This is a genomic window from Paenibacillus sp. PL91 (assembly GCF_012935325.2).
Classification (GTDB): Bacteria; Bacillota; Bacilli; order Paenibacillales; family Paenibacillaceae; genus Pristimantibacillus.
Map to the genome: position 1 here is coordinate 1 of NZ_JABBYG020000013.1, position 25,252 is coordinate 25,252.

General features: G+C 46.0%; 25 protein-coding genes, 1 pseudogene and 4 riboswitches. Of the genes and pseudogenes, 21 read left to right on the plus strand and 5 right to left on the minus strand.

The window, feature by feature from the left end; genetic code table 11:
• Window positions 1-471: 471 nt before the first annotated feature.
• Both ilvB and ilvN read left to right on the plus strand, forming a co-directional pair.
• Window positions 472-2,202, plus strand: a complete 1,731-nt coding sequence (ilvB, locus tag HI950_RS24460) for a biosynthetic-type acetolactate synthase large subunit (RefSeq protein WP_169086751.1) — start codon at window positions 472-474, stop codon at window positions 2,200-2,202.
• Window positions 2,199-2,690 carry an acetolactate synthase small subunit gene (ilvN, locus tag HI950_RS24465; protein WP_169086753.1) on the plus strand — a complete coding sequence of 164 codons (492 nt, stop codon included), beginning with the start codon at window positions 2,199-2,201 and terminating at the stop codon, window positions 2,688-2,690. Before ilvB ends, ilvN begins: the two co-directional genes overlap by 4 nt.
• Before the next feature lie 375 nt (window positions 2,691-3,065).
• Here the strand turns inward: ilvN and HI950_RS24470 are convergent, their stop codons facing one another.
• Complete coding sequence (locus HI950_RS24470; RefSeq protein ID WP_169086755.1) at window positions 3,066-3,692, minus strand: complement C1q domain-containing protein; 627 nt, start codon at window positions 3,690-3,692, stop codon at window positions 3,066-3,068.
• Between the two features lie 528 nt (window positions 3,693-4,220).
• Here HI950_RS24470 and HI950_RS24475 point away from each other — a divergent pair.
• From HI950_RS24475 to HI950_RS24495, 5 genes are all read left to right on the plus strand, one after another.
• Entirely contained in the window at window positions 4,221-4,679 is a 459-nt protein-coding gene (locus tag HI950_RS24475; RefSeq protein WP_169086757.1) for a RidA family protein, read from the plus strand.
• A 256-nt stretch (window positions 4,680-4,935) separates the two neighbouring features.
• Window positions 4,936-5,268, plus strand: coding sequence for a winged helix-turn-helix transcriptional regulator (locus HI950_RS24480; protein WP_169086759.1), 333 nt, complete (start codon window positions 4,936-4,938; stop codon window positions 5,266-5,268).
• A 269-nt stretch (window positions 5,269-5,537) separates the two neighbouring features.
• Complete coding sequence (locus tag HI950_RS24485) at window positions 5,538-6,266, plus strand: NAD(P)-dependent oxidoreductase (RefSeq protein ID WP_169086762.1); 729 nt, start codon at window positions 5,538-5,540, stop codon at window positions 6,264-6,266.
• 15 nt (window positions 6,267-6,281) lie between these two features.
• On the plus strand, window positions 6,282-6,743 hold the full coding sequence (locus tag HI950_RS24490) for a DUF2269 family protein (RefSeq protein ID WP_169086764.1): 462 nt from the start codon (window positions 6,282-6,284) through the stop codon (window positions 6,741-6,743).
• A 260-nt stretch (window positions 6,744-7,003) separates the two neighbouring features.
• Window positions 7,004-7,471, plus strand: coding sequence for a nuclear transport factor 2 family protein (locus HI950_RS24495; RefSeq protein ID WP_169086766.1), 468 nt, complete (start codon window positions 7,004-7,006; stop codon window positions 7,469-7,471).
• Window positions 7,472-7,661: 190 nt separating this feature from the next.
• Here the strand turns inward: HI950_RS24495 and HI950_RS36055 are convergent.
• Window positions 7,662-7,832, minus strand: a pseudogene (locus HI950_RS36055) (IS110 family transposase); the annotation flags it as partial.
• Here HI950_RS36055 and HI950_RS24500 point away from each other — a divergent pair.
• Window positions 7,796-8,224: an ester cyclase gene (locus HI950_RS24500; protein ID WP_169086768.1), complete on the plus strand. Its 429-nt coding sequence runs from the start codon at window positions 7,796-7,798 to the stop codon at window positions 8,222-8,224. The pseudogene HI950_RS36055 and the gene HI950_RS24500 overlap by 37 nt on opposite strands.
• A 707-nt stretch (window positions 8,225-8,931) precedes the next feature.
• Here HI950_RS24500 and HI950_RS24505 read toward each other — a convergent pair.
• A complete protein-coding gene (locus HI950_RS24505) occupies window positions 8,932-9,483 on the minus strand; it encodes a TetR/AcrR family transcriptional regulator (RefSeq protein ID WP_169086770.1) in 552 nt (183 codons plus the stop codon).
• A gap of 105 nt (window positions 9,484-9,588) precedes the next feature.
• Between HI950_RS24505 and HI950_RS24510 the strand changes: the two genes are divergently transcribed.
• The 10 genes from HI950_RS24510 (at window position 9,589) to HI950_RS24555 (ending at window position 20,783) form a co-directional block, all read left to right on the plus strand.
• Window positions 9,589-10,578, plus strand: a complete 990-nt coding sequence (locus HI950_RS24510) for an SDR family NAD(P)-dependent oxidoreductase (RefSeq protein ID WP_169086772.1) — start codon at window positions 9,589-9,591, stop codon at window positions 10,576-10,578.
• Between the two features lie 718 nt (window positions 10,579-11,296).
• Entirely contained in the window at window positions 11,297-11,764 is a 468-nt protein-coding gene (locus tag HI950_RS24515; protein ID WP_223285486.1) for a hypothetical protein, read from the plus strand.
• Window positions 11,765-12,062: 298 nt separating this feature from the next.
• Window positions 12,063-12,776, plus strand: a complete 714-nt coding sequence (locus tag HI950_RS24520; protein ID WP_169086774.1) for a DUF5694 domain-containing protein — start codon at window positions 12,063-12,065, stop codon at window positions 12,774-12,776.
• 58 nt (window positions 12,777-12,834) lie between these two features.
• The gene (locus HI950_RS24525) at window positions 12,835-13,680 is read left to right on the plus strand and encodes a phosphotransferase family protein (protein ID WP_169086777.1); all 846 of its coding nucleotides are present in this window, start codon (window positions 12,835-12,837) and stop codon (window positions 13,678-13,680) included.
• A gap of 294 nt (window positions 13,681-13,974) precedes the next feature.
• Window positions 13,975-14,583 carry a TVP38/TMEM64 family protein gene (locus HI950_RS24530; RefSeq protein ID WP_169086779.1) on the plus strand — a complete coding sequence of 203 codons (609 nt, stop codon included), beginning with the start codon at window positions 13,975-13,977 and terminating at the stop codon, window positions 14,581-14,583.
• Between the two features lie 219 nt (window positions 14,584-14,802).
• Complete coding sequence (gene kduI / locus HI950_RS24535; protein WP_169086781.1) at window positions 14,803-15,633, plus strand: 5-dehydro-4-deoxy-D-glucuronate isomerase; 831 nt, start codon at window positions 14,803-14,805, stop codon at window positions 15,631-15,633.
• A 25-nt stretch (window positions 15,634-15,658) separates the two neighbouring features.
• Window positions 15,659-16,453, plus strand: a complete 795-nt coding sequence (locus HI950_RS24540) for a DeoR/GlpR family DNA-binding transcription regulator (RefSeq protein WP_169086783.1) — start codon at window positions 15,659-15,661, stop codon at window positions 16,451-16,453.
• A 4-nt stretch (window positions 16,454-16,457) separates the two neighbouring features.
• Window positions 16,458-17,213: a 2-dehydro-3-deoxy-D-gluconate 5-dehydrogenase KduD gene (kduD, locus tag HI950_RS24545; protein WP_169086785.1), complete on the plus strand. Its 756-nt coding sequence runs from the start codon at window positions 16,458-16,460 to the stop codon at window positions 17,211-17,213.
• A gap of 227 nt (window positions 17,214-17,440) precedes the next feature.
• Window positions 17,441-17,635: riboswitch (cobalamin riboswitch) on the plus strand.
• Window positions 17,636-17,784: 149 nt separating this feature from the next.
• A complete protein-coding gene (metE, locus tag HI950_RS24550; protein ID WP_169086787.1) occupies window positions 17,785-20,091 on the plus strand; it encodes a 5-methyltetrahydropteroyltriglutamate--homocysteine S-methyltransferase in 2,307 nt (768 codons plus the stop codon).
• A 125-nt stretch (window positions 20,092-20,216) separates the two neighbouring features.
• On the plus strand, window positions 20,217-20,783 hold the full coding sequence (locus HI950_RS24555) for a uridine kinase family protein (protein WP_169086789.1): 567 nt from the start codon (window positions 20,217-20,219) through the stop codon (window positions 20,781-20,783).
• Between the two features lie 70 nt (window positions 20,784-20,853).
• On the opposite strand, the gene HI950_RS24560 is transcribed toward HI950_RS24555, so the two are convergent.
• On the minus strand, window positions 20,854-21,279 hold the full coding sequence (locus HI950_RS24560) for a hypothetical protein (protein ID WP_169086791.1): 426 nt from the start codon (window positions 21,277-21,279) through the stop codon (window positions 20,854-20,856).
• Between the two features lie 5 nt (window positions 21,280-21,284).
• Window positions 21,285-21,445: riboswitch (cyclic di-AMP (ydaO/yuaA leader) on the minus strand.
• 45 nt (window positions 21,446-21,490) lie between these two features.
• A complete protein-coding gene (locus HI950_RS24565) occupies window positions 21,491-21,919 on the minus strand; it encodes a hypothetical protein (RefSeq protein WP_169086793.1) in 429 nt (142 codons plus the stop codon).
• Window positions 21,920-22,353: 434 nt separating this feature from the next.
• Window positions 22,354-22,552: riboswitch (cyclic di-AMP (ydaO/yuaA leader) on the plus strand.
• A gap of 93 nt (window positions 22,553-22,645) precedes the next feature.
• A riboswitch (cyclic di-AMP (ydaO/yuaA leader) is annotated at window positions 22,646-22,817 on the plus strand.
• A 120-nt stretch (window positions 22,818-22,937) separates the two neighbouring features.
• On the opposite strand from HI950_RS24565, the gene HI950_RS24570 reads away from it, so the two are divergent.
• The 3 genes from HI950_RS24570 (at window position 22,938) to kdpA (ending at window position 25,238) form a co-directional block, all read left to right on the plus strand.
• Window positions 22,938-23,336: a hypothetical protein gene (locus HI950_RS24570; RefSeq protein WP_169086797.1), complete on the plus strand. Its 399-nt coding sequence runs from the start codon at window positions 22,938-22,940 to the stop codon at window positions 23,334-23,336.
• 137 nt (window positions 23,337-23,473) lie between these two features.
• Window positions 23,474-23,539 (plus strand): K(+)-transporting ATPase subunit F, encoded by a 66-nt coding sequence (gene kdpF, locus HI950_RS37095; RefSeq protein WP_411268141.1) that lies wholly within the window; start codon window positions 23,474-23,476, stop codon window positions 23,537-23,539.
• A gap of 19 nt (window positions 23,540-23,558) precedes the next feature.
• Complete coding sequence (gene kdpA, locus HI950_RS24580; protein WP_169086801.1) at window positions 23,559-25,238, plus strand: potassium-transporting ATPase subunit KdpA; 1,680 nt, start codon at window positions 23,559-23,561, stop codon at window positions 25,236-25,238.
• Window positions 25,239-25,252: the final 14 nt, after the last annotated feature.

Consider the following 25,252-nt stretch of genomic DNA (forward strand, 5'->3'; position numbering starts at 1 on the left):
CCTCATGAGGCTGGAATCGTAAGGTTCTTGGCAAATCAGGGTGGTACCACGAAAATCTTCCCCTTTCGTCCCTTCAGTTACGACAGCTGTTTTCTGTCGACTGAGGATGAGAGGGGTTATTTATTTTAAAAATATAAAAGCGATGAAGAGAATAAAATACGGAGGCTCTTATGTCCAGAGAGCAAAGGAAACGCTGAAACCTTTGCCATAATCCCTTTGTATGATGTCGTCTCGGAGCTTTTGATCGAAAGTTGAATCGAGATTTGGTTCGATGAGTAGGCTCAAACGGAATGGCACACGTTATCGTGCTGTAGGTAAGGGAAACCTTACCTCATGAGGCTGGAATCGTAAGGTTCTTGGCAAATCAGGGTGGTACCACGAAAATCTTCCCCTTTCGTCCCTTCAGGCACGACAGCTGTTTTCTGTCGACTGAGGATGAGAGGGGTTATTTATATTTAAGGAGGAAATCAAATGGAAGAAGTATCTACGTTCACGAACAAGACAGATCAAACTTCTCAGGATTTGTTAACGGGATCGGAGGTCCTTTTACGCTGCTTGCTAATGGAAGGTACAGAATGTGTATTTGGGTACCCAGGAGGAAATGTCCTTTACATCTATGATGCAATGGTAAGTAATCCGGATTTCAAACACATTTTGACTCGTCACGAACAAGGTGCTATCCACGCGGCGGACGGATACGCTCGATCAACAGGAAAGACAGGAGTATGCATCGCCACATCCGGACCAGGAGCGACCAACTTAGTTACTGGAATTGCGACTGCCTATATGGATTCTGTACCGCTTGTGGTTATTACTGGTAACGTTCCAACAACAGTCATTGGTACGGATGCATTTCAGGAAGCTGATATTATTAGTATTACAATGCCAATAACCAAACACAGCTACTCAGTACGTGACGTTCATGACCTGCCGCGCATTATCCATGAAGCATTTTATATTGCAAGTACTGGAAGGAAAGGTCCGGTATTGATCGACATTCCTAAAGACGTGTCAAATCATAAAATGTATTATCATCCATCAAACAAACTAAATTTACGGGGTTACAGTGCAACTCCAAGTCTTGATCCAACGGAGATAGATAAGTTGATTCGGGCTATTTCAGAGTCAGAAAAGCCGGTCATTATAGCTGGTGGTGGGGTGGTTTATTCTAATGCATCAAATGAGCTGCTGAAATTCGTGAATAAAACAAAAATTCCGGTGACAACAACATTGCTCGGTTTGGGCGGTTTTCCAAGTGCCCACGATTTGTGGTTAGGAATGTTAGGTCATCATGGTACGTATACGGCGAATATGGCAATCCAAAACGCTGATCTTATCATTTCAATTGGTTCACGATTTGATGACCGGGTCACAATGAAAGTTGATGGCTTTGCTCCAAATGCCAAATGGATTGCCCACATCGATATTGATCCGGCTGAAATTGGCAAGATCATCAAAACAGATATTGCATGTGTCGGAGATATAAAAGCTGTACTAGGATATGCAAATACAAAAGCTAAGCCCTCTAAATCAAGTAGTTGGATCAGTTATATTCAAGAAAACAAGTCCCAGTATCCATTACGGTATAAAGATTCCGAAACGGAGCTTAAACCGCAATTTGTTCTTGAAATGATCAATTCGACAACACGAGGGAATGCGATTATAACCACTGACGTAGGTCAGCACCAAATGTGGGTTGCACAATTTTATAAATTTAATCATTCACGTTCATTGGTAACTTCCGGGGGTTCTGGAACAATGGGATTCGGTTTCCCCTCTGCTATAGGTGCTCAGGTAGGAAATCCAAACCGTCTCGTTATTTCTATAAACGGTGACGGGGGTATACAGATGTGCGCACAAGAGATGGCGATTTGTTCCATTAATAATATTCCTGTCAAAATTGTCGTAATTAACAATCAAGTGTTAGGCATGGTCAGACAACAGCAGGAAATCATTTACGAAAGTCGTTATAGTCAAATTGATCTTGCTGGTAGTCCCGATTTCGTAAAACTAGCTGAAGCTTACGGAGTTAAGGGATTAAGAGCAAGCACTAAAGCAGAGGCATACCATATTTGGCAAGAGGCTCTGGAGACACCTGGACCTGTGCTTGTTGAGTTTATTGTGCCAAGAGAAGAAAATGTATATCCAATGGTTCTCGGTGGGACGACATTAGATCAGTTGATAATGGGGGATTTCGAATGATTAAGAAACATACAATTTCTGTCCTGGTTAATGATCAGCCTGGTGTTCTACAGCGAGTATCAAGTTTGTTCGGTCGCCGTGGTTTTAATATCGATAGTATCACGGTTGGGGGCAGTCAAGTGAATGGATTATCACGGATGATTATTGTGACTTCTTGTAACGAACGAACGATTGAACAAGTAGAAAAACAACTTAACAAACTAATCGATGTTACTCTGGTGTCCCATTTAAGTTCTAATCCGTTAGTAGTGAGAGAACTCGCCTTTATCAAAGTGAAGGCGGAGCCATCCATACGTCCAGAAATCTTTGGAGTTGTTGACACTTTCCGTGCTTCGGTGATTGATATAGGACCAAATAACCTAATCATTCAAATCGTTGGGGAAATAAGGAAAATTGAAGCTATGGTTGAACTCTTAGAACCATACGGAATATTGGAATTATCTCGAACGGGTACAACTGCAATGATACGCGGAGATAACTATCAATAAACACGAATCAAATCAAAAAGACTTAGCTCGTTACGCTAACTTGCAGGATAGTAGCAAATATGGATCTTCATAATAATGAAAAAGGAAGGGATTCCTGGAACTTCTGGAATAGTATCATATGGACATCAGATCAAACCTTGCAAAATCGGGTTACAGCGAAAGTCCAAGCTGGAGAGATGATTGTTCTAAGATGATACTATAAAATTAATATTTTCTTATATAAGGGGTAAGGGAGGAACTGTGATCCACAAGAAGGACACTTTAAAAAAGTGACCCTCTTGTGGGTCATTTGTGTTTTTATCAGAGAGAAGAGAACATGAACGACATTGTGAACGACTGTAGCGGCAAGCGTTAAACATTGAATGACGTAAGAAGTTAACCGACCCTTGCTCCTTCAAAACGGGTTTCTATTCCGGCAGCAAGACTGCCTGTGATAAGGGAAGAAAAGAAAACTTGAACATCATCGCCCGCATTTAAACGAACGATGCCGGATGCATCAATAGATCCACTGCCAACAATAGGTGAAGTCTCGGTATCAGTAATTCTATTTCTGCCATTTACACGAATAAATAAACCCAAAAAGTTAGACACGTTCTCATTAGCAACGAACGTTGCACTCGCGAATAAAGTATAAATGCCGCTTTTCTTTGGGCGGAATATCGACGTTGCCGGATTATATTCCCTGTTCGAGTCGAATTCTTCCAAGCTATATTGAACCTGAGTTACAATTGCAGTAATTGGCTGATCTGTACCGGCGGCCGCCCCAAACGCAGATCTACAACCGCATTTGTTGGTTTTGCAAGAGCAAAACTTTTTCACAGAGCGTCTAAAGCATCTCTTTTTCCGCTTTTTGGACCCGCAAATGAGTGCGTTTTTTATTTTAGTCGAACTCTTGATAACTGCTCGTTTCTTAGGCGCACTTTTGAGTACCCGTTTGTTGGAAATAGAAGCCTTTACTCTTTTTTTTAGGTCAAACTTCTTCGGGCGTTTCTTTAACCCCATTTTGCCACCATCCTCTATTAATCTAGCATTCCTTGTGATAGATTATTCTTCTGGCGTTCAGAGTGATTGGACAAGAGACGAATCATTTGAAATTAATCAGAGGCATCTTGGACGTTTATTCGTTTCATCAGCATTTTAATGCTTTATTAGCCTCTTGCTGCGAGAGCTATTATAACGAGGTAGTACCAGCTTCGCTGGTATTACCTCGTTAAGGACTAATTTGGCTGAGCGGCTGGGCTTTTTTTCTGCTCTAAGAAAATGAAAAAAAGGACCGATCGCAAACGATGCGAACACGGTCCTTTTTTTACGATTGTTCCACGGAAGGGAAATCAGCGCTCACGGCCTAATTTGGGGAAATATCAAGCTTGAAAAAATGCTAAATAGCCGCTCTACTACTAGATCGTTAAGCTAACGGGCAGGTTTGCATGGTATTTGAAAGATTTGGCAATATATTTGAAATATTCTTATTGATTAAATCAAAAGTTAACAGTACGATATAGGGAATTTAACCATATTGGGGGAGCGACCATGTCTGAACAACCGTTAGTGGATAGGTTGGAATCGTTAGGGATTATTTTACCAAATGCTAGTGAGCCAGCGGCGAAATACGCAAACTACGTTAAGGTAAATGGACTTTTGTTTGTTTCAGGGAAGGGCCCTGCTGGAAACCCGAAAGGTAAACTTGGAAAGGATTTTACAACCGAAGAAGGGTATCAGTTCGCTAGACAGGTTGGGATTGAGATCTTGGCAGTACTAAAATCGGCTTTAGGTTCTTTGAATAATGTTAAAAGAGTAGTTAAGATTCAAGGTTTCGTTAATGCAGACTCTAATTTCGAAGAACACCACAAGGTGTTAAATGGGTGTTCCGATCTAATGCTAGATGTTTTCGGCGAAAAGGGTGTTCATGCTCGTTCAGTCTTTGGAGCCGTTTCAGTAAGAGATAATCTTCCGATTATTGTTGATTCCATTTTTGAAGTCGAGGATTAAACTAAACAGGTAACGACAGCTGAACAAATATGGAGCAGTTTGCTGCGGCAGCTGCTCCTTTCTTCGTTAAGCTAACGGGCAGTTATAGAGGAGAATACCCCATTTCATTAGCCTCGTTTAATCTTCGCAACCGATTTTGGGTCCGAAAACGAATTAATTTTATTTGGTTGACCGGATTGCAAACATCCTGTAAAATTTTGTTAAGTGCATATTTTAGGGTAATGAGCTTACTTAAAGGTAAGGGGATGATTTATCAATGATTCATCAGCTTGAATGTCCAGTGGAGACAATCATTCATGTTCTAGGCGGCAAATGGAAACCAATGATTTTATGGCATTTGATACAATCCAATAGGCGATTCAACGATCTGGAAAAGCTTATACCTGATGTTTCTCAAAAAATGCTTTCACAACATCTACGGGACTTGGAACGAGAGGGCATAATCGATAGAACGGTCTACCCCACCGTCCCTCCAAAAGTAGAATATTCCCTTAGTGAATATGGTAAAACATTGATTCCTGTAGCAGAAGTCATGTGTGCTTGGGGAGAAAACCATAATAAGCGGAAATATGAAGAATCTGCTTCTTAAAGCTGGTTCAATTCATTTGCACACTAATTCAAGGACTCATAACAAAAGCTGCCACGGGATTTTCCCTGGCAGCTTTTGCTATTTACAGTCAATCTTCCTTTAAGATTTTCGCCGTGGACCAACATGGATAACCCGTTCTGCTTATTGCTTACTTTTAAGTAAGGACCCTACATTAAAGTGGGTTCTTATCAAGATTTTTAAACGATGCTAAGCTTGAGTCAATCCAGAGATGAAATATCGGGAGTCAATTATAAAAGGAGGAAAAAACGATGAAAATTATTGTTTTCGGAGCAACGGGAAATACGGGGAGAAGAGCGCTGGAGCAAGGGTGTAAAATGGGACATGAAATGACCGCATTCGTGCGAAACTCCGAGAAGTTTTATGGACAGCAAGGAGAGCGTTCCGCCGAACATGTGAAGGTGATCGTGGACGATATCATAAACCCAGTAAGCGTCGGCGAGGCGCTCTCGCATCAAGACGCCGCTATTATTGCTGCCGGCCATGCAGGCCAAGGAGATGAGTTCGTTCGTCTCGTTGATAACATTATAAGCCAATGTGAAATCCACCCTAGTTTTTCCGGGAGGGTATGGGTAATGGGAGGTGCCGGCCTGCTGGATATTCCATATACTGATCTCATTGGCAACAATCTGCCCGGATTCCCGCCTGCGTATAAAAATCACAACCGGAATTTTGAACGACTGCTGCAGTCTGAGCTTGATTGGTCAATTATGTGTCCGGGAACTATGATTGATTCGATAGAACCTCCGGCGCCGGTTCATCTGCATGTAACAACGGAAACCTTGCCCATATCAATTCCGAAGACGATCAAGGAATTATCCGAGACCGATATAGCCGGTTACTTGTTCAGTCGGCTTCAAGAGCTGGATGTTGCTTATGATGATGTCGTGAAATGCATGCTGGACCATATCGAGCTCGGAGGGTCTTTTAAGAGGAAAAGGGTCGGTCTCGCCTATCAAAGAGAGATTCCGGTGTGCTAAGGAGCAAAAAGGGAGATGGTGAGTTTGTTTGGATGGATTCTCGTTTTGCACATATTGGCTTCTATCGCGGTAATCGGTCCCGCTTTAGTGGTACCCGTCATTCGAAGGTCCGCTAGAACCGTCGGCCAGTTGCGCTTTGCTTTTGATGTAACGAACAAGCTTGCCATCCTGCCTAAAATTGGCGGAGCCGTACTTATTATTACCGGGGTTTGGCTTATGATCATAACGAAGATGGGGTTGTCCCAAATGTGGCTAAATATATCGATCCTTTTATCGCTGCTCATGGTCGCCACGATCGAGGGATTGATCGGGCCGCGCATGAAAAAGATCATGGAGATTGTATCTATAAGTCAAAGCAAAGGGGATGAAGTACCCTCCGAGCTCGGTCGATTGATGAAAAAGATCGTACCAATCGAGACGGCGTCACAGCTGCTTATGATTGCCATAACCGTACTTATGATCCTTAAACCATTCTAAAGAAGCCGTCAACCCTTTAACAATCGTCCCTGGGTAGCCTTAGGAAGGGAAGAAACAATATCGAAAAGGTGGCCGTGCGCAGCCCTTTGTTCCACTAATGAGGAATGATGTTCAATAACGAAAGGGCTGCCGCGTGGCAGCCTTTTGTTCCGTATATAAACTTCCGCATCAATGCCGTAGCGAATGTATTAGCAACAAATCGAAGTTCCCATGTTCTATTATTAAAACGTAGCGGTCAAAATGAAGGGTGGTTTTTATGAATGAATGATTCATTAAGCGACAACAGCACTAAGGCAACGGAAATATTAAATCGAATGTTTGAAGCTGAAATGGAATTTATGCGTTCGGATGGAAGTGACTTTAGCGGTATTAAATCTGCCTTCCACCCCGGCATCGTGGTTCATGAACCTGCATCGCTTCCTTATCCTGGCGATTGGTGCGGTTATGAAGAGCTCGGAAGACTCTTTAAAACTATGCATAACACATGGAGTTCCATGAATATTGAGAACATGCTTGCTACTCTTGATGGGGACACCCTTTTTATGGGGTGTACTCTAGTGGCTACGGCAAGACTATCTGAAAAGGAAGTCCGATTACCTTTCGCCCAAATCTTAAAAATGAAGGACAATTTAGTTATAGAAGCATTTCCATATTATTTCGATACTGCATTGATTAAAGCGGTACTTGGTTATTCAGAACATGGTAAAAAAGACATAGCTTTGAGCTAACGGGGAACGATAGCTCAATAAAAGACAAAAAGGCAGCCGGCATTGCGATCGGCTGCTTTATTACGCTATTCTAGCTAATAGCTTGTCAATATTTAAATCTTAATGCATAAAGCTCATGATGTTATACTGAAAAAAGAGCATGTCAAATAACCATCCATAGGTGGATGCCTAAGCAGGATGGTTTTTCCTGCTAGGTCGGACGAAATGTTTCTTTATGGGTAAGAATCGCGAAAATCCAATGAATGAGCTTATTTACACAGGCAATAACAGCCGCTTTAAACGGCTTGCCCTCGGCACGCTTTTAGGCTCGGAGTTTTTGGTTGCGTGAGCTGCGCAGACCGCATCGCACGGCCAGATATAAGGTTGGAGTTCTGGGCCAAAGTCTACAACCTTCCGCAGGACCTCGACGCGATCGACCGTCTATGCACCGATGACTTCATCCTCTCGAACCCAGATGGTGACGTCGTGGGTCGCGCTGCCTTCAAGGAGTGGGCAAGCACCTTCACCTCGAAGATCCGCGACATGAGGCTGAAGAGCCTCGACATGTTCAGCGGCGCCGACGGCACGCGCGTCGTGTCGCGCTGGGTAGTCACGGGGTACAACCAAGGTGTACTCGGTTCCCCGCCCGACGATCGCCCGATTCAGCTCTCCGGCATCGCGGTATGGGAGGTCCGTGATGGTAAGCTCGCCCACAACTGGGTAGAGCGAAGCGCATATGAGCTCTCGCAGCAGCTCGCTAAGCCCGTGAAGTAGCAAGGCTGCGGACGCGGCCATATTGTAGGTTGTCCTACTCACATTTGATAAATTAGCCGATGATATTGCGGAGGAATGGGTACAACGGTTCCGCAGCGAGCGGCATAAAAGCTCGTTGAGTAATAATTGTAGTACCATTCGTGGTTGGTATTCTTTTTGTTCCCGTGCTCAACTAACTGGGCACGATAGTGGAGGAGCTTGCTTCGGGCAGCTCTTCTTTCGTTTTCGTTTCCCCATAGAGAAAGGATTCTTATTTCGGGAAGACCTCGACTTACTTCATCTGGTTGGATGCTCCTCATGTCAAAAGAAAAACACCATTTATCATTGTTTCTCCCTTTGAACTAGACGGCATTGAATTTCCCCAATTATTTAATCAGTATTAGACTGGTGATCGGTCATTGAAATAAATTTCGTATTGCCATTCTGCCAACAACTTTTCGAGCTGCCCACCCATTCTCACCTAATTGATAAATGGTGACCTTTTGTAAGGATTCGGAAAGTGACGCCGGTCGCAGCATGGCCAGTTGTTCACGGTGCGGAAGCTGTGGCTAAAACCCGACATGATTGCCGATAAAGCGCGCGTTCGCCAGCTCGACTTAGCAGAAATGAAGGATTGTTGGGTCAGCTTCAAAGAGCAGTTATAATTCGGTTTTCAAACGCATCTCGGCACGCCATCGGCTGTACAGCGTGGCGCTCATGTTGGATCCTTATTGACCGGCAGAGACGATTCGGAGCAAGTCCTGAATCAGATGGCGAAGCTCGTCCGAGCTCTTGGCAACAGTTTTAAAGCCACGCAATGCACCTGTTACCAGTTGTGCCAATCTCATTGGAGGGATGCCTTCTGCCGCGATAGGGTATATTTCCAGTAAGGATGCCAGCAAGGTTTCCAATTTTCCGTAGCTCGTGTCGAGCGCCACCCGCGCAAACTGGTATGAGCTGTCCGTTATTTCTTTATATTCCGGCGAGTGTAGCGAATCGTCGAAATTACGTATCGCCCATACTTCGAGGGCATAAAAAATTTTATCTTCCGTTGTTTTATGGTACAGCAGCCCTTTTTTAATCTCCTCTATGAGGATGTCGCCGTAGTGAATAATCGCGGCGTTAAAAATTTCCTCCTTACTCTTAAAGTACAAATAGAGACCTGCGCGCGAAATCCCTGCAGCCTCTGCAATTTCGTTCATCGATACCCTCTTGTAACCGTACTTGAAAAACACCTCTAACGCCGTCGCAACAATATCCAGTTTCTTTTTATTGTCCATATCTCCATTTTATACACTTTACAAACTTTGTCCACTTGTATAGAGTGGTCATATAGACACTTTATGTTTTTTTGTCTAACTTCATTTCAAAGGAGCCAACATCATATGACGACTGAACAAAAACCGCTGCAGTCGGGATTCGGACCCGAAACGACCGCTAAAGAGGTGCTAGCTGGACAAGATCTCAGTGGAAAGGTGGCAATCGTCACAGGCGGACATGGAGGCATCGGGCTGGAAACAACGCGGGCGCTTGCCGGAGCAGGCGCAACCGTAATTGTCGGCGCACGTGATGTCAATAAAGCGCAAGAAGTACTCGCTCCGCTGAAAAATATTGAGGTGATTCGGCTCGATCTTGCGGATTCCTCCTCGATCGACGAGTTCGCCGCCGTCTTCCTGAGTTCCAATCGTGCGCTCGACTTTTTGATTTTGAACGCTGGTGTTAGCTTCCCTCCGACGATTAAAGACGAGCGGGGATTCGATACCCATTTCGCGACGAATTACCTTGGGCATTTTCAACTGACAGTAGGCTTATGGAAAGCGCTGAAGCGATCGGGGAACGCTCGGGTCGTCGCTCTTTCGTCGATCGGCCATATGACGGGACCGATCGATTTTGATGATCTGCATTTCAGCAGGAGGCCGTACGATAAGGTTGTCTCCTATGGCGAGTCGAAGACCGCGTGCTCGTTGTTTGCCGTTGAGCTCGATAAACGAGGACGAGAGAACGGAGTGCGCGCTTTTGCAGTTCATCCCGGCGCCATTCTCTCGGGTTTGGCCCGACACTTGAGCGATGAGGAACTGGCTGGTTGGGGCGTAAGACGGAACGAAGACGGCACCTATACGTCTTCCGGAGGCTTCAAAACCGCTGAGCAAGGCGCCGCGACATCCGTATGGTGCGCAGTCAGTCCGATGCTGAACGGCAAAGGAGGCGTCTATTGCGAAGACGGCGACATCGCGGAGGCCGTACCGGCTGACAGCCCGCTGCAGCGTGGAGTCCGTTCGTGGGCCATCGATCCGGTGTTGGCCGAAAAGCTTTGGACGATCAGTGAAGATCTTCTGCACATTCCTCATGGAACAATCAATTCCTTGGAGTCGTGATTGACTCCCGTTGTTGCAAAATGATCTATTAATTTTAAGAAATGTATGGAGACTAAAAATGAAAACAGTAGAATTGGGAACACTAAAGTGAGTATAGAAGGTTTGGGCTGCATGGGCATGAGTACAACCTATGGCCCGAGTAACGACGAGGAGAGCTTGGCTACGCTTCGTCGAGCCATGGAGCTCGGTATCACTTCGACACAGCAGATGTCTCGGACAGACCGATGTGGCCAATCTACCGTCCCTGACCAGTTTGCTCATCGCCGTAATTGTGTGCTTGGTGTCGGCAGTCTGATCAGCCAACCGGCAGGATAGCTGAAGGAACGGTGTTTTGTGAATATTCTTTATAGTATATTTAACGAATTGATCACAGCAGTTAGGGGGATCTAAATGTATAAAAGGATTCATTGGCATGCGTTTCGATATTTCTCATGCCGTTTTCTCAACCCTAGTAATTGCTCACAAATTACCTGTAACTTTTGTTTTAGTGGTTAGATCGAATGGGTTCAATTTAGGATAGAAACCGAACCATTATTAAAATAACGGGAAACGATAGTTGAACAAAAAAGGAGCCAGTTTGCCGGCGGCAGCTGCTCCTTTTTGTCATATTGAATTTGTATTAAAAGTTATTTTTTATTGAGGCTGTAGACCGAGCTATGATCAGGCTCGGGATGGTTTTGGAATACACCCTTCCCAAGTAAACTGGAGTTATAATCAGATGGAAGGGAATGTTACTATGATTAAGAAGAGGATTCCGCAGGAAGTAAAAAAGTCTTATTGGTTTTGGCTTGTTGCAGTTGCAGCGGGAGTGTTTGAAATGATTATCGCTGTTACTCAAATGCTATCTAAAGACTCTGAAGCCGGAAGCAGTATTCTTATCGCGGTTGGGCTCAGAACCATCATATTTGCCGCCCTTGTCTTCGTGATTATAAGAATGTACCGCGGAAAAAACTGGGCCCGTTTAGCTCTAACAATACTTCTCGGTGGGATTGGAACTTTTTCCTTGCTAATTGATCCAATCAATTGGTTGTTAGAAGGAAATTCGCTTGATAAAGCGTTTACCGGTATGACATTATACTCCAGTTTGTTTGGGTTAAGTCGAATTGTTCATTTGTCTTCAGTAATTACTGCATTAATTCTAATGTATCGGCCCGCTGCAAATACATACTTTCGAGCAGTTGCATAAGAGATAGATCGCTAAGCTAACGTTGTTGTGATATTACTCATCTAACTCTCATGGAATGGGATATTTCGGAATTTTTGATATTCTCATTATGATAACGGAGGTCGATTTATTATATGAAAATAGCTGCGCTTTACGATATCCATGGAAATTTGCCTGCGCTCAATGCGGTGAGGCCTTTTCCACGCTACTCGGGTAGGTTAACGCAGCGAATCATACTTCTTCGCTGAAAGGGAATTAATTGTTAAATGCGAATTTAATCACTTGTTAGCGGTATTCGAAACCAGGGGGGATGGTGGATATGAGCAACAAACCGGCTGTGTTGGTGCTTGGTGTTTTTCATTTTCGTTATGTAGAAGACATCCTTGAGCCATATCGTCAAAAAGAAATTCAAGATTTGGTTAAGCGGATCAAGGAGTTTCGCCCTACGAAGGTGTGCGTGGAGGAAGTTGCAGATCGGAACGATGAGCTAAATGCAGAATATCAAAAATTTCTTTCGGGGGCGTTAGAGCTATCGGCAAACGAATGTCAACAACTGGGATTTCGTATTGCCTGTGCTATAGGACACGAGAAAATTTATGCGACTGATTGGATGCATCTGGACCAAACAGATATAGACTTGTTGGAACTTGGCTTTGAAGAAGCAGAAAAAAAACAACCTGAGCTAGTCAAAGAGTCAAAAGAATGGTCGGAACGACTACATAAGATGTTCAAACCCGGAACTGTGCTAGAAATGATTCGAACGAATAACAATGAAGAGCTAAATGCCTTAGAGCATCAATACTATATTCGATACAGAGCACGCTTGGGTGAGTATCCGGATTATATCGGACCTTTCTGGTTGCGTTGGTGGTACCGGAGAAACTTAATCATTTATTCTAACATTGCTAGATTGGCTGCGGGAGATGATCGGATTCTAGTCATTTATGGAAGCGGTCATAATTATTTACTTAAGCAATTCATCCGTGAGAGTGGGTTGTTTGAGTTGGAACACATTGATACATATCTGAAATGAATTTTAAAAATCGCAAAGTCTGAGAATGAGCGAGAGTTTCAAGGAGGCCTTTCAGTTGATGATGCTTGGCAAATGTATAGGTATGGGCTCAAGTTGCGAGGTATACGAATGGGGTGGCGACGACAAAGTCGTCAAACTGTTTCATTCAAACACACCGCCGGAAGCCGTTCAGCTCGAATATCGGAACTGCTCCGCTGCTTGGGAAAGCGGACTTCCATCCGCCCGCCCGTTTGAACAAGTGATATGGGAAGGACGCCACGGAATTATTTACGGGAAGATAGTCGGGGAAACGTTCTTGAAACGAATATTTGAACAATTGTACTCTTTTCGAGAGATAGACTTTAGCGAAGCAGACAGCGATCTACGAAAATTCGCGAGAGTGCTGAATGACATTCATAAGGGAAAAGTCTTAGGCATTATTACCGAGCAAATAGAGCATTTAAAAGCGATTATCGGTCGACCTGCAGAGTTTACCGATGACGAAATATCCTCCATCCATGCGTATATGGACCATTTGCCTGTTAAACGACAGCTGTGCCACGGCGATACCAATCCAGGCAATCTGTTATTGAGAAACGGTACACCGGTCATGGTAGACTGGATGCATGCTTCTCTTGGAAACCCAGCTGCGGACGTCGCGGAAGTTTGTGTGATGATTGAATATGCCGTCTTGTCGCCTCAAACTCCATCTGACGTAATAGAGTTTTTTGAAGCTTGGCGAAAAGTTGCCTACAACATTTTTGTCGACGAGTACTGTAAGCTATCTGGGGTAACTGAGGAAGAGATACGGGCTTGGTACATTCCGGCCGCTGCACGTTCAATCGCATCGGGCGCATTATCGGGCGAACAAATTGCAAAACTAGTTTCTATGATTCGAGATCATCTATGCAATGCCCAAAACTAAAGATTACTGAGAAGCATCATCGTCTCACTAAGCTCCTTCGGAAATTCTGTTTTGATGGAGCCATCCAATATGCCTTGTTCAATGATAGGCTGGATATAAGATGGGCACAGCATCCTCAATGATATTTTGCATTCAGTTATCATGCCCGTCGTAACTTCAATAATCAAGAGCAGTAAGCGTTCAGAATATACTTCATTTTCCTAGAGCAGCTATCTTCAATTCGACACAACTATTTTGACGATTATACGCTCAAAAATGGTACGCTAAAGCCATCTATTACTCGGGAGTGCAACTATGGTCAAAAAATTGGTTTTAGCTATGTTGTATGTTGGTATTGCGCTTCTTATTTATCGATATGGGGATGCTATTTTGAAATGGTTCCAGCAATCCGCTAATGTTCCGCTTGTCGTCGTTATGGCAACGCTAATGGCATTATTTCCGATCATTCCTTACCCCGTTATAGGTGGCTTGATTGGCGCTGCCCTCGGTCCTGTGTTAGGCGCAGCTGTAACATGGACAGGCTCAGCGTCGGCTTCGATTCTTATGTTTCTGCTTATCCGGTATGGCTATCAGGAGTGGGGCATGAAGGTTCTGCACCGCTATCAAAGTATCGGGAAGCTAACTCTGCTGTTTGAGAGGAATGCTTTTCTAACGATTATGTTCGCTAGACTTGTTCCGTTTATTCCCTCGATTGTTGTCAATCTGTATTCGGCTTTGAGCCGTGTGTCCTTTGCCACGTACGCGGTCGCCTCGTCTATTGGTAAAATTCCGGCGATGCTGCTGTTCGCAACGATTGGCGATTCGCTAATGACGGAACCTAAGAACCTAATGGTCACGGTCGGTGTATATGGCATATTTATGATTATGTCGCTTTATGCCTATCGAAGCTGGAAGCGCAATTAGATAGTCAATCCTATGAGGCCTCTTCGCAACTGATGCGAGCAGAGGTCTTTTTTTGTGCTTGTATCTAGTGGAATGGTGGGACAGAGCGTAGGTGGTTTGTTTAAAATGTTCTTTTTATGTTCGTAAATGTGTGATATTATAAAAACGAACAATAACAAACCAAAGTGCTGGCTTGCGAAGCAAGCCTTGCGCAATAAACCTTTAGGAGGCTTTTATCCAATGGAAATACGCCATACTACTAATCCTACTGATGTGAAGCAATATGATACAGAACGTCTGCGCAGCGAGTTTTTGATCGAGAGCCTGTTCGAGCAGGATCAGCTTAAAATGACCTATACGCATTATGACCGGATGATTGTAGGCGGGGCGCTGCCGGTGAACGAAGCGCTTGAGCTGGAGGATGCGGCTACGCTGAAAACCGAATATTTCTTGGAGCGCCGCGAGATTGGCTTCTTAAATATTGGAGGGCCGGCTTCAATCTCCGTCGATGGAGAAGTATACGAGCTGAACAAGCTTGATGTTCTTTATGTAGGCAAGGGGAAACGCCAAGTGCTGCTCTCAAGCGTCGACAAAACGAACCCAGCGAAGCTTTACTTCTGTTCTGCGCTCGCGCATGCAGAAATTGCGACCCGCAAGATGACGATGGAGGAAGCGAATCCGACTCATCTTGGCTCGCAAGAGACTTCTAATGAACGGATTCTCTACAAATACATCCATGCAGACGGCATTCAAAGCTGCCAGCTTATGCTTGGCGTAACTAGCCTCAAAACAGGAAGCGTCTGGAACACAATGCCTTCGCATGTTCATGACCGCCGCATGGAAGCCTACTTGTATTTTGATATGAACGCCGATGCTCGCGTGTTTCATATGATGGGCGAGCCTTCGCAGACGAGACATCTTGTCGTTGCAAGCGAGCAAGCGATTATCTCGCCGCCTTGGTCGATCCACTCCGGCGTTGGCACGAGCAACTATACGTTCTGCTGGTCGATGGCTGGCGAGAACTATACATTTACAGACATGGACGCCGTACCTGCAAGCGAGCTAAAATAGAAACATTCGCTACAGGGGGTGCACTATGCTGGCAGCTGAACGGCATCGTAAAATTATAGAAAAATTAGAGCAGCTTGGCGCGGTTAAGGTTTCCGAGCTAAGCGAGCAGTTCGGCGTTACAGAAAAGACGGTTCGCGAGGACCTGGAGAAGCTGGAGGAGAAGGGGCTTCTCAAGCGAACGCACGGCGGAGCTGTGCTGGAGCAGGAGGGCGAAGATAGCCTTTATCCCTTGCAGTTCCCGAACAGCAAGCATCAACAGGAGAAGTCAGCCATTGCCGCGCTTGCGCTCTCCTGCATTGAGCCTAACGATATTATTGCGCTTGATGCGGGCAGCACGACGCTAGAGATGGCGAAGCGGCTCCCGAATATGCCTGTAACCGTCCTTACAAATGATCTGCTTATTATTCGAGAGCTGACGCTGAAGGATCAGGTAAGGCTCGTCATTCCGGGCGGGTACCGCCACAACAATTTGCTCATTGGCGCGGAATCGCAGGAGTGGATTAAGCGGCTGAATGTCCATAAGCTGTTTCTATCTACGACGGGCATTCATATGGATTACGGGCTTACGATCTTTACAGAGGAATTGTCGAAGCTGAAGAGGCTCTATATAGAAAATGCCAAGACCGTCTATTGTCTGGCTGACCACAATAAGTTCGACAAAGGCGCCTTAATTACTTTTGCTGAGCTGAGCGAGATTGACTATATCATTACCGATGATGGCATTCCGCCCGATGTTGCTGCGAAGTACGAGGCGCTTCACATACAAATGATGAAGGCAGAGCTTCCAGAGAGCGGGAAGCGTACGAGAGGGAGGACGTAAACCGATGGGTTTGTTTGATTTAACGGGAAAGACAGCGATCGTAACAGGTGCAGGCCGTGGACTTGGGGCAGCGATAGCACTAGGATTAGCTGAAGCGGGCGCTGATGTGGCGCTTGTCACGAACAGCACGCCTGCTGAAAAAGCAGCGGATGCTGTACGTTCGCTGGGTCGCAAGGCGATTACGATTCAAGCCGATATCTCGGATCGCACCAAGCTTGCGGGCATTATCGAACGTACGGTTTCTGAGCTTGGACGCATCGATATCTTGGTCAATAACGCTGGCATTATTCGCCGGACTCCTGCTGCGGAGCATAGCTATGAGGATTGGCAGGATGTGCTCGACGTTAACTTGAATTCGGTATTTGTCCTCTCCCAGCTTGCGGGCAAGCATATGATCGAGCAAGGCTCCGGCAAAATTATTAATATCGCGTCGATGCTCTCCTTCCAAGGAGGCATTAACGTTCCCGGCTATACTTCCAGCAAGCATGCGGTTGCCGGTCTTACGAAAGCGCTGGCTAGCGAGTGGGCCGGCAAAGGCCTGCAGGTGAATGCCATTGCACCTGGATATATGAGCACGGACAACACGGAAGCGCTTCGCGAAGATCCCATTCGCAGCGCCCAAATCCTGCAGCGCATCCCAGCGGGACGGTGGGGAACATCTGAGGATTTGATCGGACCGGCGGTGTTTTTGGCATCCGCTGCCTCTGATTATATGAATGGTCATATATTGGCCGTCGATGGCGGTTGGTTAGTTAGATAGAGCGAGCGATATCAATAGGACTTTCCCGACGCAGTGCAGTCTGCTAGTGGGAAGGTCCTTTTTTATTGCTTCTATTTAAAACCTTGGGGTAGATTTGCAGGCAGTTGCTATGTATAATACAGTTTAAACATGCGTATAGTGCGAATTATCGAAAAATGTGAATTCCATTATATGATTATTAGTTCGAGTGTATAGTTATTCGTATTGTAGCTGATAGCAATCAATAACTGAAATAAGTGGAAATAGGTGCTCATGCGTAAGAGGCTTGAGCTTAAAAGGGAAGTCCGGTGCAATGCCGGCGCGGTCCCGCCACTGTAACAGAGGAGTCTAAGCGTTTATGCCACTGATCCTAACCGGTTGGGAAGGCAAGCTGAAGATGATGATCCTGGAGCCAGGAGACCTGCCTATTTGAACGACACTGCTTTTACCTACGGGAGATAGGGAGGTGTTAACACAGGACCGCTGTTTAATTAAACGACGGGCGTCTTTACCTTTGTTTCTTTTAAGGTAACGACGCCCTTTTTGCGTTCTTATTTTAATTTTATTACATTTATTAGGAGGGAATATGAGCATGAGTCAACTAAAAAGCAGTGTGCTTGGATATCCGCGTATTGGAGAAAATCGGGAATGGAAAAAAGCGCTCGAAGCGTTCTGGAAGGGCGATTTGGAGGAAGGCGAATTTCTTAAGACGCTTGAAGGCATTCGCTTGAACAATCTGAAGCTGCAGAAGGAGAGAGGCATTTCGATTATTCCGGTCAATGACTTCACGTTATATGATCAAATGCTCGATACTTCGGCGATGTTCGGCCTTGTACCAGAGCGGTTCGGCTATGAAGGCGGGCCGGTTCCCGTTAAAACATATTATGCAATGGCAAGAGGCACGCAGCAGGCGCAGGCATGCGAAATGACCAAATGGTTCAACACCAACTACCACTATATCGTCCCTGAGCTTGCCGGCGCTAACCCGGTATTAACAGAAAACCGTCCATTGCTGGCATACCGCGAAGCGAAGCAAAAGCTGGGTATTGAGGGCAAGCCGGCTATTATTGGCCCTTACACATTCCTGAAGCTCTCCAAAGGTTATGAAGCAAATCGGCTTCCCCAATTGGTTGAGCAGTTTGTACCGCTTTATGCGCAATTGCTTAAGGAGCTTGAGCGTGAAGGCGTACAATGGGTTCAAATCGACGAGCCGATCCTTGTCACTTCGGTATCGGTGGAAGAAATTAATCTCGTTCAATCCATTTATGCGCAGCTGAATGCGGCGGCGCCGGCGCTTAACCTTTTGCTGCAGACGTATTTCGAAGCAGTTGAGCATTATGAAGAGGTGGTTGCACTTCCAGTGCAAGCGATCGGCTTGGATTTTGTCCATGGCCTAGAGAAAAACCTGCAATCGCTTGAGAAGTTCGGCTTCCCGCAGGACAAGCTGGCAGGGGTCGGCGTTGTGGACGGACGCAACATTTGGCGCTCGGATTACAAGCAAAAGCTTGCGCTGCTTGAGAAAATTTCGGCCGTTATTCCAGCAGAACGCATGATCATTCAATCGTCGAGCAGCCTGCTGCATGTGCCTGTAACGGCAAAGAACGAAACGAAGCTGCCATCCGAATTGCGCGAGGCGCTCGCTTTTGCAGAAGAGAAGCTCGACGAAATCGTTTGGCTAAGCGAAGCTGCGTTTGCTGTTGATGTTGAAACCGCAGGCCTTCGTGCCGAAGAGATCAAGCGCAACGGAGAGCGGATTCACAACCTTACTGTATCGCCTGCACGCAATCGTCAAGCAGCAGATGCGGCAGCCGTTGCCGCACATCCGTCCGCTAGACAAAAGCCATTTGCGGAGAGACAGAAGCTGCAGCAGCAAAAATGGAATTTGCCGCTCCTGCCGACGACAACAATCGGAAGCTTCCCGCAAACGCTGGATGTGCGTCAAGCTAGGCAGAAATGGAGAAAGAACGAGCTTAGCTCGCAAGACTACGCTTCCTTCATTAATGAAAAAATTAAAAATTGGATCGAAATCCAAGAAGAGCTTAACCTTGATGTGCTCGTTCACGGTGAATTCGAGCGTACGGACATGGTTGAATTTTTCGGTGAGAAATTGGAGGGGTTCGCCTTTACGCAGAGCGGCTGGGTCCAATCGTATGGCTCCCGCTGCGTGAAGCCGCCGGTTATTTATGGAGATGTCGTATTTACCGAGCCAATGACCGTAACGGAAAGCGTATATGCGCAATCGCTGACGAATCGTCCGGTGAAGGGGATGCTGACTGGCCCAATCACGATTCTGAACTGGTCCTTTGCCCGCAACGATATTACGCGTGAGCAAGTGGCTTATCAAATTGCGCTTGCTTTGTCTGAGGAAGTAAAAGCGCTGGAGACAGCTGGCATCGAAATGATCCAAGTAGACGAGCCGGCACTGCGCGAAGGCTTGCCGCTTAAGCGCAGCGACTGGGATGCTTATTTGAAATGGGGCGTGCATGCATTCCGGCTCTCCACATCAGATGTTCGCGATACGACGCAAATTCATACCCATATGTGCTATTGCGAGTTCCACGACATTATCGATTCGATCCTTGCGCTTGATGCTGACGTTATATCGATCGAAACGTCACGCAGCCACGGCGAGCTGATTCATAGCTTCGAGGAGAATACGTACGATCAAGGCATCGGCCTTGGCGTATACGACATCCATAGTCCGCGTGTACCGTCCGTTGAGGAAATGGTCAGCATGATCGAGCGTGCGATTAAAGTGCTTGATCCTACTCTCTTCTGGATCAACCCTGACTGCGGCTTGAAGACGCGCGGCATGGAAGAGACCGTAGCTTCGCTGCGCAACATGATGCTGGCGACTTACCAGGTTAGAGAGCAGCGCGCTGCATTAGCGTCGGTCTAAGCTTATGTCGGTTGCAAGAAGCCCGCGCCTCCTCCAGGAGTGAGCGGGCTTCTTGCAGGTAAGAGGACAATCGATCCAGCTTGTATTAAAATAGAAGTAAATTCGATAAGTTGGAGAGGGTTGTCATGCGCTCTACGATTGCAATCGGCATTGCTGGCGGGTCTGGCAGCGGGAAGACTACTTTAAGCAAATTTCTTGCCCACGGCCTTAGCCATTATAAAGTAAAAGTCATACATATGGACAAATATTATAAGAAGGAAAGACCGATAACGGTTGCTGCTTTTTCTGGCAAAGCGTACGAAGATTTTAACGATCCGGCTGCTGTTGATCTGGATAAGGTAGTAGAGGATTTCAATCAATCTTTATCCGATAAGGATGATGTAATCATTATCGAAGGTTTTTTGCTGTTCCATTTTTCGCAGCTAAGAGAATGTCTTGATTATAAGGTGTTTGTGGACTGCCAATCTGATGAAAGGCTCGCAAGGCGGTTAGGGAAATTTTCGAATGAGCGCTACTCAATGGAAGAAGCGATAAGCGAATATTTGGATTTGGTGAGACATACCCATGATCGTTATGTAGAGCCGACGCGTTGGCATGCGGATTTTATCGTAAATGGTTCGCTTAGATCGGAGAAGGGAAGTCAGATGCTGCTTGATTGGATATTGCAGAGGCTAAAGGAATCCCGGGAATAGTGGGCAAAAAATAGACAGTCCAGAACCTAATTGCGTGTTCTGGACTGTCTATTTTCGTTCAAGAAATCATTTAATCCAAAGAAATATAGGAGACAGAACGTTGACGCAAAACAGATTCTTCAAGATCGCTGTTGTACGGAGACGAATCGGCGGATTGTGCCAGAACATGATTGACAGCAGAGGCGAATAGGTCGAGAATACGTCCGTCCTCATCCGTTTTGTCGTATTGAAAATGATGAAGAGGCGGAAGAGGGACGCTGCCTATAAAGCTTTGAAGCAGGTCGCTCCATCGTTCCAAGTCAATCGAATCTTCGGTATCGCTCGCAAATAGCTCGCTCCAGCCGAATCCTTGATTGCTTGTTAAACGGAGACAAATGCGGTGGCCTGCAGAATCGACTGCGAGAGCAGGAATGACGAATAGCTCGATTCGTGTGACGGATAAAGAAGGGGTCTGTTCCGTGAAAAGGTGCAGATGGTTTGCACAATTAGTCAACATAAATAAATCTCTCCTTTGCTCGCTTACGAGGTTAGCTGTCGGATTCGGGCTAGAGAGAATGCCCTACCAGGGTTACAAATCCCTGGATTCACCCCTTGCAAACGTTAGAAAACGTCCGCGATGGTTCCCCCGTTTTTTCATTCGAAAAATTCAGCGTTAATATTGTACTCTTTATTATAATCCCTAATTGCTTACCTGTAAATCTTTTGAATTAAAACAATGATATGTACGAGGTTGCTTGTTTGAATAAAACTGCCTCATTCCAGTCATATTTGCTGGTTAGACAAGATGAACGAGTATCCGTCAAGCTCAAGGTGGCGGCTGCAAATAAATAAAAAACGCGCACGTCTTTAATCATCGAAACGGGCTTGAATAGTACGGGAGTTCCCACATAGAAGGTGCCGATGAAACGAAGCAGCACACTGCTCCACATAATCCAGTCTCTCGGTTTCTCGGATTTGTCTATAAATAGCTCGCTCCAGCCGATTCCTTGATCGGTTGTCAGCCTTAGACAAAGCCTGTAGTCGGAAGGCTCGTGCAATGCGGATGGAAGAACAAACAATTCGATTCTATTGACTGTAATAAAGTCTGCTGGCTGCTCTACTGGATCCACTAAAATGGCTTCTGATTGCATGGTCATTCGTAATCTCTCCCCATGTTCACTTACGAGGTTAGCTGCCGGAATTCAGGCTTGCCGTCTATAGTAAACCCGAATGCGAGTATTGTAAAACAGTGGTATTTCGAGATATGGCATCCTTTAGCCATTTTACAAGAAATACGATCATTATCTCAACAAAAAAAGCTTAATTCGCCGGAAAACTCGTTCATGCTCTTCTATTCTCCTCTTTAGAGAAATCTGATTATTTGCGCGGAACAATGGGGAATGGGTGAACATCATTATTTTCGTAAAGGGTAGTAAAACAGAGAAATAGTGAGATATATCGAGTTTGGAATCTATGTAAGCGCTGCGAAACGTTCTGTGGGGCTGAAATTAGCTAAATTCGCCAGCGGCCTCTCTTTACAGTGCAGATAGCGAGGAGTAAGATTCGATACAGGATTTACGAATAAGTATCGATTTGCTGATCGCTGAGTTTCCGCGAATGCGGAAAACGGGGGAACCAATAAATAAGCTTTGCGCATGCTCGATGTGAGAGTCGAACGGCCGCAAGGCAGGGGTGAATCTTTGAACGGTGCCATGGATACCGGTCAAGGTAGGGCGACTCTCACCGCCCGAATCCGACAGCTAACCTCGTAAGCGTGGATAGGAGAGGAATGATGAAGCTTGTGATCGATTAATGTCGACCACAGAGTGTCATAGGCCTCTGTGGTTTTTTGCTGCCCAAAAACGGAGCGGCTGCTAGAAAATGGAATTAACTTGCTGAATCCTGCACAAGCAGGAACGGGGGAACCAACGAAGCGAAAAGGCGTGCAAGCACGCCAAGCTTCATGGGGTGAATCACTTGGCAGCAGCCAGGCGTAGGGCAACTCTCAAGGCCCGAATCCGACAGCTAACCTCGTAAGTGTACTCGAGAGAGGCAACAGCCAACGCGCTTCCCGCGGCTTTTTTTAGCTGCGGGCATAAGAAGCCGCGGGATTGGTTCCTCTTATCCCAAGGCTTCTTTTTTGTTGCCGTTTTTACCAAATGGAGGATAAGTGTATTGATAGACGAGCATATTATCGTTGCGGGATTTAATGAATTTGGCAAATCATTTATTAAGAGCGTAGTGTTTCATCAAATGAAGTTTATCGTACTGACAAATAGCAAGCAGGAGGAGAAGCAGCTCCGCAAGCAGGGGATCATAAATGTTCATTATATCCATACCAATGATCGCCAAAGCTGGCACCCTCCGCTTTATCCGATTCGCAAGGTATTCATATTCGAAAGCAGCTTCGCGCTTAGCTGCCGCTACGTCCATTGCTGCAGGACTTGGACGACCAAGCCGATCTACGTGATCACGCAGCAGTGGAATCCGCGAGCCGTTTACAAAGGTCTCGGCGCAGACCATATCGTATACTCGCAAACCGGCGAAGTCGGATTTCTTTTAAGCCATAAATAATGCAGGAGGGAATTCCACATGATGGATGTTTATATGATCGTCGCTTTGCTGGCCTGCTTCAGTTTATTTTACGGATTTTTGAATTGGTGCGGCAGCGTTATCGACCAAACGGGAGGCGAGCGCGAATGATTATCGTGATGGTAATGGCCTTATTTATTTTCGTTTACCTTATTTATGCCTTAATTCATCCGGAAAAGTTTTAGTGGAGGAGGTTTGCCTACGATGGATATTTTACAATTGCTGATCGTCATTGCGATATTGTTGCTGCTGGTTAAGCCTTTAGGCACTTATGTCTATCATGTCTTTTCAAATGAACATAATCGGTTAGACAAGGTGTTCGGGGGCTCTGAGCGGCTTATTTATAAAATGATTGGTTTGAAGCGGAGAGAGGGCATGAGCTGGAAAATATACGCCCTTAGCTTTATCGCAACCAATATCATATTGGTAGCTTTCAGTTATTTGATTCTGCGTTTGCAAAACGCGCTTCCGTTTAATCCGAATGGGATGGGCAGCATGGAGCCGACGCTTACGTTTAATACGGTCATCAGCTTTATGACGAATACGAACCTGCAGCATTACAGCGGGGAAAGCGCCTTATCCTATTTCTCGCAAATGGCGGTCATTATGATGATGATGTTTACGTCAGCGGCAACGGGTTTCTCGGTTGCGATCGCATTCGTCCGCGGCATTACGAGCAAAGGGCAAACGATCGGCAATTTCTTCGAGGATTTCGTCAAAGCGCATACGCGGATCTTTCTTCCGATTGCCTTCATTATTACGCTTGTGCTCGTTGCGCTTCAAGTGCCTCAGACACTTGATCCTACGCTGACAGTCAAAACGCTAGAGGGAGCGGTGCAGCAAATTGCGATCGGTCCTGTCGCTTCATTGGAGTCGATTAAGCATTTGGGGACGAACGGCGGCGGATTTTTTGGCGTCAACTCGGCGCATCCCTTTGAGAATCCGAATCCGCTGACGAACGTCATTCAAATTTTATCGATGTGGGCGCTGTCGGCTGCACTGCCTTACACATTCGGATTATTCGCCAAAAACAAAAAGCAAGGCTGGGTTGTTTTCACAGCAATGATGTGTCTGTTCCTCGTGTTCCTGAGCCTCGCGTACACGTCGGAGAAAACAGGCAATCCAGCGATGAGCGCGCTTGGCATCGATGCTTCGCAAGGCAGCATGGAAGGCAAGGAAGTGCGGTTCGGCATCGCGCAGTCCGCATTGTTCACAACGGTGACAGCGGCAGCGACGACGGGTACCGTTAACAATATGCATGATACGCTTACGCCGCTGGGTGGCTTGGTGCCGCTTGGCGAAATGATGCTGAATGTCGTCTTTGGCGGCAAAGGCGTCGGTCTCATCAACATGCTGATGTATGCAATACTTGCCGTGTTCATTTGCGGGCTGATGGTCGGACGAACGCCGGAATTTTTGGGACGCAAAATAGAGCCGCGAGAAATGAAGCTTATTGCGGTCGCTATTCTCACGCATCCTTTCATAATATTAGTGCCAACAGCAATCGCCTTTATGACGGATTTGGGCAAAGGAGCCATCACAAATCCGGGCTTTCATGGCATAAGCCAAGTGCTGTATGAATTTACATCCTCAGCAGCGAACAATGGCTCCGGGTTTGAGGGACTAGGCGACAACACGCCATTTTGGAACATTAGTACAGGGCTTGTCATGCTGATGGGCCGCTATATTTCGATGATCGCGATGCTCGCAGTTGCGGGTTCGCTCGTACGCAAGCAGCCTGTGCCGGAGACGATTGGTACGTTCCGCACGGATAATGGACTATTTACCGGATTATTAATCGGCACTGTGCTTTTAATCGGTGCGCTAACCTTTTTGCCGGTCATCGTGCTTGGGCCGGTCGCAGAATATTTGACACTCCGCTAACGGATGAGGTGAAT

Excerpts from the sequence above, each read along its gene's own strand:
- metE (WP_169086787.1), top strand. The coding sequence starts at position 17,785 with ATGAGTCAACTAAAAAGCAGTGTGCTTGGATATCCGCGTATTGGAGAA.
- HI950_RS24525 (WP_169086777.1), top strand. The coding sequence starts at position 12,835 with ATGATGCTTGGCAAATGTATAGGTATGGGCTCAAGTTGCGAGGTATAC.
- HI950_RS24485 (WP_169086762.1), top strand. The coding sequence starts at position 5,538 with ATGAAAATTATTGTTTTCGGAGCAACGGGAAATACGGGGAGAAGAGCG.
- ilvN (WP_169086753.1), top strand. The coding sequence starts at position 2,199 with ATGATTAAGAAACATACAATTTCTGTCCTGGTTAATGATCAGCCTGGT.
- HI950_RS24510 (WP_169086772.1), top strand. The coding sequence starts at position 9,589 with ATGACGACTGAACAAAAACCGCTGCAGTCGGGATTCGGACCCGAAACG.
- ilvB (WP_169086751.1), top strand. The coding sequence starts at position 472 with ATGGAAGAAGTATCTACGTTCACGAACAAGACAGATCAAACTTCTCAG.
- kduI (WP_169086781.1), top strand. The coding sequence starts at position 14,803 with ATGGAAATACGCCATACTACTAATCCTACTGATGTGAAGCAATATGAT.
- HI950_RS24515 (WP_223285486.1), top strand. The coding sequence starts at position 11,297 with ATGGAAGGGAATGTTACTATGATTAAGAAGAGGATTCCGCAGGAAGTA.
- HI950_RS24540 (WP_169086783.1), top strand. The coding sequence starts at position 15,659 with ATGCTGGCAGCTGAACGGCATCGTAAAATTATAGAAAAATTAGAGCAG.
- HI950_RS24490 (WP_169086764.1), top strand. The coding sequence starts at position 6,282 with ATGGTGAGTTTGTTTGGATGGATTCTCGTTTTGCACATATTGGCTTCT.
- HI950_RS24480 (WP_169086759.1), top strand. The coding sequence starts at position 4,936 with ATGATTCATCAGCTTGAATGTCCAGTGGAGACAATCATTCATGTTCTA.
- HI950_RS24530 (WP_169086779.1), top strand. The coding sequence starts at position 13,975 with ATGGTCAAAAAATTGGTTTTAGCTATGTTGTATGTTGGTATTGCGCTT.
- HI950_RS24495 (WP_169086766.1), top strand. The coding sequence starts at position 7,004 with ATGAATGATTCATTAAGCGACAACAGCACTAAGGCAACGGAAATATTA.
- HI950_RS24475 (WP_169086757.1), top strand. The coding sequence starts at position 4,221 with ATGTCTGAACAACCGTTAGTGGATAGGTTGGAATCGTTAGGGATTATT.
- HI950_RS24565 (WP_169086793.1), bottom strand. The coding sequence starts at position 21,919 with ATGACCATGCAATCAGAAGCCATTTTAGTGGATCCAGTAGAGCAGCCA.
- kdpA (WP_169086801.1), top strand. The coding sequence starts at position 23,559 with ATGGATATTTTACAATTGCTGATCGTCATTGCGATATTGTTGCTGCTG.
- HI950_RS24505 (WP_169086770.1), bottom strand. The coding sequence starts at position 9,483 with ATGGACAATAAAAAGAAACTGGATATTGTTGCGACGGCGTTAGAGGTG.
- HI950_RS24560 (WP_169086791.1), bottom strand. The coding sequence starts at position 21,279 with ATGTTGACTAATTGTGCAAACCATCTGCACCTTTTCACGGAACAGACC.
- HI950_RS24555 (WP_169086789.1), top strand. The coding sequence starts at position 20,217 with ATGCGCTCTACGATTGCAATCGGCATTGCTGGCGGGTCTGGCAGCGGG.
- HI950_RS24470 (WP_169086755.1), bottom strand. The coding sequence starts at position 3,692 with ATGGGGTTAAAGAAACGCCCGAAGAAGTTTGACCTAAAAAAAAGAGTA.
- HI950_RS24520 (WP_169086774.1), top strand. The coding sequence starts at position 12,063 with ATGAGCAACAAACCGGCTGTGTTGGTGCTTGGTGTTTTTCATTTTCGT.
- kduD (WP_169086785.1), top strand. The coding sequence starts at position 16,458 with ATGGGTTTGTTTGATTTAACGGGAAAGACAGCGATCGTAACAGGTGCA.